This is a genomic window from Caballeronia sp. KNU42, from assembly GCF_053760385.1.
This window is the reverse complement of record NZ_CM132390.1, coordinates 924,324-936,734: the sequence shown is the minus strand read 5'-3', so window position 1 is coordinate 936,734 and position 12,411 is coordinate 924,324. Positions and strand designations below refer to the sequence as shown.

The following is a 12,411-nucleotide window of genomic DNA, read 5'->3' as shown; positions in this document are numbered from 1 at the left end:
GTATTCGCTACGGAGTGGATTTATGAAGACGGTCGGGGTCATCGGACTCGGAAACATGGGGCGCGGAATGGCCCTTTCGCTCAAGCGCGGCGGCTACACGGTGCTCGGCTTCGACGCGTCGCCCGGCGTCGCTAGCAAGCTCGACGCAGAGGGCGTGTCCGAGCGCCCATCCATTGCCGACATCACGCGCGATTCGGACGTCCTCATTCTTTCGCTGCCTACATCGGCGATTGTGGAAGAGGTGGTGCTCGGCCCGGGTGGCGTGGCGGCAAGCGCCAAGCCTGGCCTCATCGTGGTCGACACCACCACGGCCGAGCCCAACAGCACGCGCAAGGTGGCGGCAGCGTTGGCTGAAGTGAACGTTGGTTTCGTCGATGGTCCCGTCAGCGGTGGTCCGAAGGGCGCGGCGACCGCGACCATGACCATGGTGCTGGGCGGTTCCGGCGAAGATGTCGCGGCTGTCGAGCCGATTCTCGCGGTCATGAGCGCGAAGCGGGTGCATGTAGGACCTGTCGGTGCGGGACACGTGACGAAGATCATCAACAACCTGCTGACGGGCGTGCACTTGCTTGCCACCAGCGAGGCGGTTCGCACAGCGAAAGCGGCCGGTGTCGATCCCGAGAAACTGGTTGAAGCGCTCAACGGCGGCTCCGGGCGCAACAGCGCAACGCTCACGAACTACCCCACGTGGATCTTCACCGACAAGTTCGATTCAGGCTTCACGATGAAGCTGATGCGCAAGGATGTTCGCCTCGCAATGGACTTGCTGCGTAGCCAGAACATCGACGCACCGATTGCCGAGGAAGCGGGGCGGTTGTGGGCGGACAGCGCCCAATCGATTGGCGATGCGGAAGACTTCAACCGCATCGTTCAGTTTATCGAACGGAAATAAGTCAGGACGAGTAAGACATGGAGCCAGATATGGAAAACAACGCGGCAGAAAACCTTTTAGCCGCCTTCGCGCATTTCTTCCCGAACGCCAGGACGATTGGATCATTTGTCGGCGGCGAGTTGGTCGAAGGCACGGGTGAGCTGATCCAGTTATACGACGCTGCGACGGGCAAGCCGAGCCTCGCCTACAAGGACGGCGGCGCGGCGGTGGTGGAACTTGCTGCCGACGCAGCGCAGCGCGCCCAGAAACAATGGTGGGCATTGACGCATGCCGCGCGTGGACGCGTCATGTTCGAGATCGCGCGTGAGTTGCGCAACAACGCGGAGAGTATCGCCCGTCTCGAGTCACTGGGTTCGGGCAAGCCGATTCGCGACTGCCGCGGCGAAGTGGCGAAAGTCGCCGAGATGTTCGAGTACTACGGCGGCTGGGCGGACAAGTTCTACGGCGATGTCATTCCCGTTCCAACCTCGCACCTGAACTACACGCGTCGCGAACCGGCTGGCACGGTCCTGCAGATCACGCCCTGGAACGCACCCGTCTTCACGTGCGGATGGCAGGTCGCACCGGCCATCTCGATGGGCAACGCCGTCTTGCTGAAGCCATCGGAACTGACGCCGTTCACGTCGTTGGTAGTGGGACTGCTTGCTGAGAAAGCGGGCGCGCCGAAGGGCCTCATTAACGTCCTTGCAGGCCTTGGCCAGACCGTTGCGCAAGCGGCCATCGCGCATAAGGTCGTGAAGAAGGTTGTGTTCGTCGGGTCGCCTGCAACCGGCGTGCGCATTGCCGAAGCGGCCGCGAAACGCGTGCTGCCATGTGTGCTGGAACTCGGCGGCAAGTCCGCCAACATCATCTTTGCCGATGCCGATCTCAAGCGCGCCGCGCTGACCGCCCAGGCCGCGATCTTCGCCGGTGCGGGCCAGAGTTGCGTCGCGGGTTCGCGACTGCTCGTGCAGCGTTCGATCTATGACGAGTTCGTCGGCATGATTGCGGCGGGCGCGAAAAAGATCAAGGTAGGCGCACCGCTCGATGACGCGACCGAAGTCGGTCCCATCAATAATCGCACGCAGTACGAGCACATCATGAGGATGATCGCGAGCGGGGTTCAGGCTGGCGCCACGCTCGCGGCCGGATCGGTTGAGAGGTCCTCAGGTGGCTACTTCGTGTCACCCACTGTGTTGTCGAACGTGACGAACGAGATGGACGTAGCGCGTACTGAAATCTTCGGTCCGGTTGTCGCTGCAATTCCCTTCGATACTGAGGAAGAAGCCCTTAACATCGCGAATGACACCGAGTTTGGTCTGGCCGGTGCGGTGTGGACGAACGATGTGGGCCGGGCTCATCGGGTGGCGGGGCAGGTCAACGCGGGAACGTTCTGGGTCAATGGCTACAAGACCATCAACGTAGCGTCCCCGTTCGGCGGTTATGGCTTGAGCGGGTACGGACGATCCAGCGGTGTTGAAGCGTTGTACGAGTACACGCAGACCAAGAGCGTCTGGGTGGAAACCGCCAGAGACCCGGCCACGACGTTCGGCTATTTGTAGAGCAACGTGTCCTCTCGCCGCTAATGAAACGCGAGAGGGCAACAGGGAGATAACAATGGACAGTACGTTGGCCGCGCAGCAACGGGGTAGTGGTGGCGGTAGTGGATTAAGGAGCGCAAAGCTGTTTCTCTATGCGGCGATCATCCTGTTGATAGCCGAGTTCATCGGCTCGTTTACGTTCAAGGTCGGGCCGGGGAAAGTCGTCTTGTTGCCCATGATCTGGGCGCTGTTGCTGGGCGCTGCCTTGGGACTCGCGAGTGAGCGATGGAGCGGCGCTGCACGGCTTGACGTGAAGACGCAGTTCCTTGCAGCAGCGATCTTGCAGCCTGCGCTTTTGCTGTTCGTCGCCAAGCTGGGACTGTTGGTCGGCGGTGCGTTGCCGAAGCTTGCAGCTGCCGGCTGGGCGCTGGCGTTTCAGGAACTCGGCCACTTCGTCGGCACGATCCTGCTGGGACTTCCGCTTGCATTGCTGCTCGGTATCAAGCGGGAAGCGATCGGCGCGACGTTCTCGGTTGGGCGTGAGCCGAGCCTTGCGATCATCGGCGAGAAGTACGGCATGGACTCTCCTGAAGGGCGAGGCGTGCTGGCTGAATATTTGACGGGTACCGTGTTCGGCGCGGTCTTTATCGCGATCCTGGCGGGCTTCGTGGCAAGCCTGAACATCTTCCATCCCCTGGCGCTTGCGATGGGTTCAGGCGTCGGCTCGGGCAGCATGATGGCCGCTGCCTCTGGCGCTATCGCCGCGCAGCAGACGCCTGAAATGGCGAAGACGGTTCTTACATTCGCTGCCGCCAGCAACCTCATCACGACGACGATCGGCACGTATTTCACGCTGTTCATTTCGCTGCCGATGGCCGTGTGGGGATATCGCTTGCTCGAGCCTTTGATCGGGCGGACGAGCAAGGCTTCCGATGCATCGGAGGCGATTGAAAAGTCCCGTCCGAAGCTGGGCGATGTTGAAACGGCCGCGCCTCAACTTGGCTATCGCGGCAAGCTGCTCGCATGGGGCGTCACCGCTGTGTTCGCGCTCGGCTGCGACTGGATCACCCATGGCACCACGCCGCTCATGGGGCTTCCGGGTATGCTGATCATGGTGCTCGCGACCATTGTCGGCGATGCCATCTACACCGTGACCGGGCGCAAGATTCCTGCGGTCTGCTGGGTGTCGATCGTCGCGATGTTCATGACCTCACCGCTGTGTCCCTGGGCATCGCAGATATCGGCGTATAGCGCGCAGAACGATTTCCTCGGCATAACAACGCCGATGCTGACGTTCGCGGGCTTGTCGATTGCGAAGGATATTCCGGCGTTTCGCAGGCTCGGCTGGCGCATCGTGCTGGTGTCGTTCGTCGCGAATGCCGGGACGTTTCTAGGCGCTACGCTGGTGGCTCAGATCTTCCACGTGTAGGACGATGGTGTTTCGATAGCGCCGTCATTTTCCTGTGATGGCGCTTTCTGGTCGCTCTTCGCTCATCCAAGCTATCGCCATGTTTGAAGCTGGCGCTTCGCCCAGACTAGAACTTGTGAGTCATGCCAATGCGCAAACCCAGCTGGTTTCCGTTATCGGGTGTGCCTTGCGCGTTTGAGGCAAAAGCGGTTGGCCCCAGATCGGGGGCGCCCACCATGACGCGGGAAAATCCGCCCAGGCCGGTGGTCCGGGTGTATCCCGCCAGCACGTACACTTCGGTGCGTTTCGAGAGCGCATGAAATCCAGACAGGTTGAACTGAAAGGCGTTGCCGGCCAGGTCGTTGCTGATCCGGGTGTAAGCACCGCCAGCGTAAAACCTGGCCGCGGGCGTTGCGTAGTAATCGAGCCCGGCCTCGATCGTGCGCACGACCTGATCAGGCCGTGCTGCGCAGGTGGAAAAACAGAGCGTGTTTGCTGCGGTACTTCGGGTGTCCGTATAGGCCAGATGCACCGTCGCAGGACCAAGAACATATTGTCCATCCACGACGGCGACTCCGCTCAGGCGCTTGCCATCCACATTGTTGATGCGCAGATAGGTTGCCCCCAATCCAAGAGGCCCGTTGCTGTAGTTGCCGCCGGCGTTGAGTATGCGCATGGCCGCACTGTTGCCCGCGATTCCGCCGAAGCCATATTGCCCTGCGAAGGTGAATCCGTTCAGACTACCGGTTTGGTATTTGATGGCGTTATTGACCCGGTCCGCCAGGCGATCCACCCAGTGTGAAAGACCGGTGTAGTTGTTGGCACGGGAGGCTACATTGGCGTGGTATGAAGCAAGATCTGTATCGATTGTGTACTGGCGTCCTATGGTTAGTGTTCCTAACCGGTTTTGCAGGCCAACGAAAATCTGCCGTCCGAAGAGCAGGCCCCCCTGCGTGCTGGCGCCGTTGTTCAGGGCGAAGCCGCTCTCGGCCGTAAATAGGGTTTTGAGACCCCCGCCTAGATCTTCAGCCCCCCGTATGCCCCATCTGTTGCCGTAGAGCGTGCCTGAATCAACGCGTACCACGCCGCTATTTTCGGTACCGGAATGATTGGCATAGTCCACGCCTATGTCCAGAGCTCCATACAACTGGACGCTCGATTGCGCATGGGCCGCGCCGCAAATCAAGGCAGTGGCTACGCCTATTGGCAAGAAATTCTTCATCATGCTGTGTTTATTTGCGTGATCAAAGGGACACGGCTAAAGGGGCGTGACTACGGGGGGTGGCCCGTGTAATCGGCGTCCCGTCATGGCTTGATTCGCTCCACTTTCCCGACCAGAAAGATGTACGAAAGCGCCCCCAGCAACGCCACGCTGGCCACATACGTGATGGCCGGTGCAAAATTGCTGCCGCTGGCCAGGTAGCCGATGGCGAGCGGTGTCGAGACGGCAGCCAGATTGCCGACAAAATTAAATACGCCGCCCGTGAGGCCCAACATGTTCTCGGGGGCCAGCGACGTCACCAGTGACCATGTGATGGATGCGAAGCCATTGCCGAAAAACGCGACCACCATGAAGAAAATGACCCATGCGCTCGAGTCGGTGTAGTTGGCGCCAACGATGCAGGTCGATATCAGCAGGCCCGAGATGATCGGGAATTTACGGGCAAAACCAACACTGGCGCCTTTGCGGATCAGCCAGTCGGAAAACAGGCCCGCACTGATGACACCGCAAAAAGCCGCGAGAAATGGCAGAGAAGTAAGGAATCCTGATTTGATGAAATCCATGCCGCGATACTTGACCAGATACGTCGGAAACCAGGTGAGGAAGAACCACAGCGTGGAACTGACCGCATACTGGCCGAGATAAATCCCCCACAGCTTGCGCTTGCTCAATACGACTTGAAGCCCTGCCGGATTGAACCCCGACGCCTGGACTGCCCTCGTGTGCCCGAGGTCGACCAGGCCGCCGCCTTCGCTGATCAGTTCTATTTCGGCGCGATTGGCGCCTTTGAAGCGCCGTGGTTCCCGGTACACGGCATACCAGACTGCGGCCCATATAATTCCCGCCGCGCCCGTGCCGATGAAGACGACGTGCCAGCCGTATCGATGCTGCAGCCAGGCCAGCACGGGCGTGAGGAACGCCAGTCCGACAAACTGGCCGGACGTATAGATTCCGATTGCCGAGGCGCGTTCGCGTTCGGGGAACCAGGTAGTGACAACGCGGCTGTTGATGGGATAAGCCGGGGCTTCCAGCGCGCCTACCGCGAGCCGCAAGCCGAATAACCCCGCAACACTGCCGACGAAACCCATGGTCACCGTTGCCAGTGACCAGGACGCAAGCGCGAGCGCATACAGAAGGCGCGGCGGCACGCGGTCCACCAGCCAGCCGCCGGGGATCTGCATGGCGGCATAGGTCCAGCCGAACGCCGAGAAAATCCAGCCGGCCTGGACGGGACTGATGGCGAGCTCGCGCATCAGTTCAGGCGCCACAATCGACAGATTGCTGCGGTCCAGATAGTTGATTACCACGGTGACAAACAACAACATCGCAATCAGCCAGCGCTTGCGGCTTGCTGGCTGTCGAGAAACGCGTGCAGACTTGTTTTCATCTGAAACGGTATCAGGTTGGATATCCGGCGTGGTATCGGTCATTTAATGCGTCCTTCCAATCTAAATGTGACTGAAACAATTAACACTTGTTAATATTGGGATTCAGCTTCCCTAATCGATATTTGTGAAATTTGTTGACATCGACATGCTTGCAGAGGGAGATTGGATTGCGAAAGCCCGGCGTTATTGCGATGTGGTGTTGCATCTGTTCAATGTCCGCGATGCCCGTCCTGTATGCGATCAGCCACCGCCGAGGCACGCCTTCGCGTGCATCCAACTGTGCTTGGCTGCTGCTGGATCCTTAACTTGTCGGGGCGATTAAATTGCATTCCGCGTGAACGGCTTAAACGCACTTTATTTCAGGTAATTCGATTTGTCGATGCAAGGTGCATGGTGCCGAAATGTGGGAAATTCAGTCCCGGTTACCTTGTCAATGCTTATCCGATTATTTTGAGATAATGCCCGCGAAGTATTTTAGAGATAATGACCTTGTCTACGGATGGAACCTTGTCGCGCAAATCGGGCGTGAAGACGCGGCTTCTCAAGTGATCTTCGATTCAGGCGATCCAAAACGGCCGGTGCGCCTGTCCTGCTCAAACCTCATCGAGTTTCAGACCCTCGGCGTGTTCGATCAACAACCGGCGCAGCAGCACGACCTGATTGACCGCATCCGCTTCGAGCAGCGAGAGGCCGTGTTTCGGAAAGCTCTCCTGAGCATCGGTACCCGCGTCACCTCCCAACCCGATCCGCGCTTCGATACCCTTGCCAACACCCTCAACCCACGCCGCAAGGTCCCGGTTCGGCGCGGCGCCCGCACGGCCAAAACGAGCTCGAGTCGCCGTGCCCGCCACGCGTCGCAACAGCGCGAGAGCGGTCGAGCCGGTCCGGTCGTCGTTGCTCGTATCGAGTTTTTCCAGCCTCAGTCGGGCCAACACCTCTTCCGCGTTATTGCTCGCCAGACCCGCTGCACGCCGTAGACGCTCCAGTTCGATCTCACCGTCTTCGCCACGTCCTAGCGACGCGCCAAGATAGCCAAGGTTCGCCGCCACGGCCTTTGCCAACCGGTCGCTGAAGCGGCTGGGTTCGCGGCTTGGCCAGAGAAGAAAGGTTGCGAGCAACGCAATCACGCAGCCGAACACATTGTTCTCCAACCGTGTCACGGCGTAGGCAAGCTCGGCGCCCCCAGGCGCTGCAAAGTCGGCGACCAGCACAAACGCCGGGGTGATGAACAGCACGAACAAGCTATAGCTGACGGGCCGCAAGGCCATCGTCGCGCAGACCAGCGGGAACACCACCAGCGAGATCGCTATCGGCGAATGAACGACCAGCCCAATGGCCGCCGCCAGCAATCCGCCGACAATGCTCCCCGCCGCCCGTTCGATACTGCGCGGCCAGCTCGTCGCAATCGACGGCTGCAGGATCAGGAGCGTTGCCATCGTTGCCCAATACCCGAAGGGCAGATGCAGCAGCCTGACGGTCAGAAAGGCCGCCGTTGCGGCCACGCCGACGCGAGCTGCATGGCGTGCGCCTATCGATTGCGTCGATGCATTCGCCTTCAAGGTTTCCACACCGCGTTGCAAGGTCGTGAGCGCGGCGGACCACACGCTTGCGCGTCGCCGAGCCGGCGATTCGAGCTCGCTGAAGTCGACATCGAAACTCAGCGACACGGTCTCGCCCAACGCAACCTCAAGCTGGCGAGCGAGCGCCTGCAGCCGCTCGCGCAAAGCGGTGGGCGGCTCCCAGGGTTTGTCGGCAATGGAGCGTGCGAGCCGCGCGAGGACTTCGGCGAACGCCTCGAGCACGCGCATCGCGCGCGGCAGGTTGGGCAGGCGTTGATGGCCGCGCTCGCAGGCATCGGTGACTGCGATGAGGTACGCGAAGATCCGCTCGCTGTCGGCTAGCGCGAGCAGCAGCATGTCGTACGTGTCCTGCCGGTCCGTTTTCGATGACGGCACGCGGGCGAGCGCCTTGCGCGCCAATTCGATATCACTGCGCGCCTTGCCCCGAAAGCGCGAAGCGTGCGAGGCCCATTCGCCGAAGCCCGCGCTGTCTCGCTTGAGCAGCCGTGCGCCGTCGCTCGCGATGTCCGCGAGGCTCGTATACGCCGATCGCATGGCCGCGCGGCTTGCGCCGAACGGGTGAATCCGCCACACGGTGAAGCTGAGCACCGTCGCGAACAGGCAGCCCACGAAGTAGAGCGCGAGAAAACGCAATTCGTGGCGCGATCCATGGACGGGTTTGTCCACCATCACCACGCACGCAGTGGCCGCGAGAATCGCGACCTGGGCGGACGCCGCGCCCCACACGCGTGCGAGCGCGCCGAGAGATGAAAAGACCAGCACGGCGACAGCCGCGGCCAGAATACCCACGCCTGACGCATACGCGCTCAGTCCGCCACAAACGGTCGACAGCACCGCGAAGCCCGTCATGGACGCGAATCGCATGCGGTTCGAACCGGCGGCATCGGCGAGACAAGTCCAGAACGCGCCGATGGCGGCCCACGAGAACTCGGGCATGTGCAACAGGTTGCCGAGAAGCAGCATGGCGGTCGATGCGAACGCCGCCCGCAGCCCTTCGGACAGGTCGGCCTGGCTCAACGCGAACGAGACCATCCAGACGGGCCGATGGCGCGCAATGGAATCCAGCATTCGGGAGAACGCTTTAGTGCGGCGGCTTGCCGCGTGTCGTGACTGCCGGTGAAAATTGCGAAGGCGGAACATGGCCTGGCTTATCAAGTGGTGGATGCCGGTAATCGGGTGGCTAAAGCATGACGTGCGTGATCGCTGCTATCCGATCGAGCGTCCTGGACGTCGGTTCGGTGGTGCGAGGCGGTTGCGGACTAATTTTCGAAGCACAAAAATCGGATCCAAAAAAGTTGCTGTGAATCCAGCCAAAAATGTCTCCGGTGCCCCAGGCTCTTCAGGCGCCGTTTCTCACTGCGTTCCGCTTACCGCCGCGGGGCTCGCAATCCTGTAATTCCTACTGATTTCAGACGGATCAATGACCCCGGTATGTGGCGGAAACGCAATTATGTAGAAAAACTACAGAAGAAATGTTGCGTTGCACTAGAAATCAGCTAGTGAAAACCCTATAATGACATCTAAGGGATAACCCTTGACCACTTACCTGGAGTTTGACATGAGCTACCTCTTCGCATTGCTGCAAAAATTCGCATCGTTGTTTGAATCGCCGCATCTGCCGTTGGATTCGGACTACTCGTACCAAGCGCGTCAGCAAGAAGCAGAGCGCATTCGCAAGTCGCGCGGCACGATCATGGGTATTCGTCTGTGAGCTGTAAGGAAGGCAGGCCGGACCGTTGGAAAAACTGAAATGTTGTTGATTTGTGCTTGACAAGGTTTTTTCGTACTGCGGTCCGTCTGCTTTCGTTGTTGTGGGTTATGTAGTTTTTCTAGCTTGATAGTTTCATCGATCGCCACATTTGTCCTTAGGGACTGCACGGCCATCTGGTCGTTTTTGCGCGATATCCCTCTCCGGCGCCGCTCGGCGCATGCTTCCCCGATCATCTCCCCGTTTTGCTCTCTCGGCGCTCGACTCGGCCAATCCTCGATTTCATATTTTCATTGCTTACACGCCGCCGGGCGAAATAGTTCCAGCTTGCTATGTCGGACAGACGCAAAGTCGATTGAAATCAATGGCTTGAAAAATTCCGATGCAGTCAGGACGCGCCGAAACCGTTGATACGAACACTTACAAGCGCTCACGTCGTGCAACCTTACGCCCCGCTAAAGTGGTTTCAACGACGCGGCACCTGACACACATCAGCCAACGGCATTTCGTTTCGGCCGACCGCGCGTTCTTAAACGAAATCAAGCTGAAAAGGGAGAATAGTCATGAATACCTCACGCTCAATCCTGGCTGCGATGCTGACCGGCGGCGCGCTCTTGACCGCAACAACTGCGTTCGCGCAAGTCGATAACGGGATGATCCACGGACCCGTGCCTGAGCAAGCTTATGCGCAACCGCACATGGTGCAGGCCGCCGTGGTGATCAACCTCGGCTGGCATGGCGACCGTTATTGGGATGGTCACCGCTACTGGCAGCGCGACGAATGGATGCGTCACCACCCGCATGACCATGGTCCATCGCACGCATATCACCACGACGACCACGGTCCGGATCACCACGGCTAATCACCGGCCACAGGTTCTTGTTGTAAAAACCGGCTTCCCGCAAGGGGAGCCGGTTTTTTTTTGCTCAGTGCTTTTGCCGGCCTGGACGGGGAGACCTGCTTCAAGTCATAGGCCATCTGCTGTCCCGCGCGATTGAAGGCGCTGCGCTATCCTTGGTGGCGGCCTTGAGCCGCATCGGACGGCTTCGACGTGTCTCTCCAGGACCCGAACAGGCTGTCGAATCGAAGCTCGGAATTTAAGCATTGCGGGGAAAATTTGAATCAAATCACTATCGGCGTGGTGGGCAGCGGCTTGATGGGCGTCGGCATTGCGACGCAAGCGGCGCTGCATGGCTATCCGACCATCGTTCACGACATAGACGCCGCGCGCCTTGCATCGGTGCATGGCAAAGCGGAAGCGATCCTCGACGAATTGATCGACGCCGGCGTCTTCGATGCACAGGATAAACAGGGCGTACTCGCGCGTATTGAAACGACAGACCAACTCGCGCGCGTGGCCACGGCGGGTTTCATCGTGGAAGCCATTCCGGAGGTGCTCGAACTGAAGAACCGTACGTACCGAGCGCTTGAACCGCTGTTGCGCGACGACGCTATTTTCGCGAGCAACACGAGCGGCTTTCCGCCGGATCTGCTCGCCCAGGTGCTGCAAAACAAGGCGCGTTTTGTGATCGCGCATTTCTGGAATCCGCCGCATACCATTCCGCTGGTTGAAGTCGTCCCGGGCACCGAAACCGATCCGGATGTCACGCGCCGCACGGCTGAACTCATGACGGCGATCGGCATGGAACCCGTTGTGCTGACGAAGGCAATACCAGGATTTGTAGGCAACCGCCTGCAGTTCGCTGTGCTGCGCGAGGCGCTCGCCATCGTGCGCTCGGGCGCGGCGACGCCGGAAGTGGTCGATACCGTGATGAAGGCGTCACTCGGGCGGCGCTATGGCATGGTCGGACCGCTGGAAAGCGCGGATCTCGGTGGCCTGGATACCTTGCTGGATATCGGCTCGCACCTGATGCCCGAGCTCGCCAAGGACGAAGACGTGTTGCAGTTGATGCGGGAGCATGTGCAGAAAGGGCGGGTAGGCGTGCGTAGCGGGCAAGGGTTTTACGAATGGGACGACGCACACCATTCGCGAGTCAGACAAGGGCGCAAGCGCCTGATCCATCACACTGCAAAGAAGACCGGAAAGCACTCATGAGCGACAGCAACGCCGACCATTTCTACCATCCCGACGAGGGCCACCGGTTACGCCACGATCCGTTCAAGGCGATCGTCGCGCCGCGGGTGATCGGCTGGATTTCGAGCTGCGACCCGGACGGCCATGTGAACCTCGCGCCCTACAGTTTTTTCGGCGCGTTCGCTTCGTTCCCGCACATCATCGGGTTCTCGAGCGAGGGGTTCAAGGACAGCATCGCAAACATCGAAACGACCGGTGAATTCGTGTGGAATCTGACGAGCAAGCCGCTTGCCGAGAAGATGAACCGGACATCCGCGACCGTGCCCCACGAAATCGATGAATTCGAGCTGGCGGGACTCACCAAAGCGCCTGGCGTGAACGTGGCCGTGCCGCATGTGGCGGAGTCGCCGGCCGCGCTCGAATGCAAGTTGTTGCAGGTCGTGCGGCTGAAGTCACTGGACGGCACGCCGATGAACAACTGGCTCGCGCTTGGGCAAGTGGTTGGCGTGCATATCCGGCGCGAGTTCCTGAAGGACGGTCTCTTCGATACCGCCGCCGCACAGCCCATCATGCGTGCGGGGTATCGCGGGGACTACGCGGGTATCGGTGAAATGTTCGAGATGATCAGGCCGGGCTAGTGATTGTCCAAGCCGCCGC

Annotated in this window: 10 protein-coding genes; 7 read left to right on the top strand and 3 right to left on the bottom strand. The window is 60.0% G+C overall.

What is annotated here, in order from left to right:
• Positions 1-22: 22 nt before the first annotated feature.
• Genes ACSOSP_RS35435 through ACSOSP_RS35425 form a run of 3 tightly spaced genes read left to right on the top strand, consistent with a single transcriptional unit; the run spans position 23 to position 3,841 of the window.
• Entirely contained in the window at positions 23-892 is an 870-nt protein-coding gene (locus tag ACSOSP_RS35435; protein ID WP_455315292.1) for an NAD(P)-dependent oxidoreductase, read from the top strand.
• 29 nt (positions 893-921) lie between these two features.
• Positions 922-2,433: an aldehyde dehydrogenase family protein gene (locus ACSOSP_RS35430; protein WP_455315291.1), complete on the top strand. Its 1,512-nt coding sequence runs from the start codon at positions 922-924 to the stop codon at positions 2,431-2,433.
• Positions 2,434-2,488: 55 nt separating this feature from the next.
• On the top strand, positions 2,489-3,841 hold the full coding sequence (locus tag ACSOSP_RS35425; protein ID WP_455315290.1) for a DUF3100 domain-containing protein: 1,353 nt from the start codon (positions 2,489-2,491) through the stop codon (positions 3,839-3,841).
• Between the two features lie 106 nt (positions 3,842-3,947).
• Here ACSOSP_RS35425 and ACSOSP_RS35420 read toward each other — a convergent pair whose 3' ends face one another.
• The 3 genes from ACSOSP_RS35420 to ACSOSP_RS35410 form a co-directional block, all read right to left on the bottom strand.
• Complete coding sequence (locus tag ACSOSP_RS35420) at positions 3,948-5,045, bottom strand: porin (protein ID WP_455315289.1); 1,098 nt, start codon at positions 5,043-5,045, stop codon at positions 3,948-3,950.
• A gap of 80 nt (positions 5,046-5,125) precedes the next feature.
• The gene (locus ACSOSP_RS35415) at positions 5,126-6,472 is read right to left on the bottom strand and encodes an MFS transporter (RefSeq protein ID WP_455315288.1); all 1,347 of its coding nucleotides are present in this window, start codon (positions 6,470-6,472) and stop codon (positions 5,126-5,128) included.
• A gap of 551 nt (positions 6,473-7,023) precedes the next feature.
• On the bottom strand, positions 7,024-9,078 hold the full coding sequence (locus ACSOSP_RS35410; protein WP_455315287.1) for an FUSC family protein: 2,055 nt from the start codon (positions 9,076-9,078) through the stop codon (positions 7,024-7,026).
• A gap of 490 nt (positions 9,079-9,568) precedes the next feature.
• Between ACSOSP_RS35410 and ACSOSP_RS35405 the strand changes: the two genes are divergently transcribed.
• From ACSOSP_RS35405 to ACSOSP_RS35390, 4 genes are all read left to right on the top strand, one after another.
• Complete coding sequence (locus ACSOSP_RS35405; RefSeq protein WP_200878703.1) at positions 9,569-9,721, top strand: hypothetical protein; 153 nt, start codon at positions 9,569-9,571, stop codon at positions 9,719-9,721.
• Positions 9,722-10,281: 560 nt separating this feature from the next.
• The gene (locus tag ACSOSP_RS35400; protein ID WP_455315286.1) at positions 10,282-10,581 is read left to right on the top strand and encodes a hypothetical protein; all 300 of its coding nucleotides are present in this window, start codon (positions 10,282-10,284) and stop codon (positions 10,579-10,581) included.
• 294 nt (positions 10,582-10,875) lie between these two features.
• Positions 10,876-11,775, top strand: a complete 900-nt coding sequence (locus ACSOSP_RS35395; protein WP_455315423.1) for a 3-hydroxyacyl-CoA dehydrogenase family protein — start codon at positions 10,876-10,878, stop codon at positions 11,773-11,775.
• On the top strand, positions 11,772-12,392 hold the full coding sequence (locus tag ACSOSP_RS35390) for a flavin reductase family protein (RefSeq protein ID WP_455315285.1): 621 nt from the start codon (positions 11,772-11,774) through the stop codon (positions 12,390-12,392). Before ACSOSP_RS35395 ends, ACSOSP_RS35390 begins: the two co-directional genes overlap by 4 nt.
• Positions 12,393-12,411 lie beyond the last annotated feature (19 nt).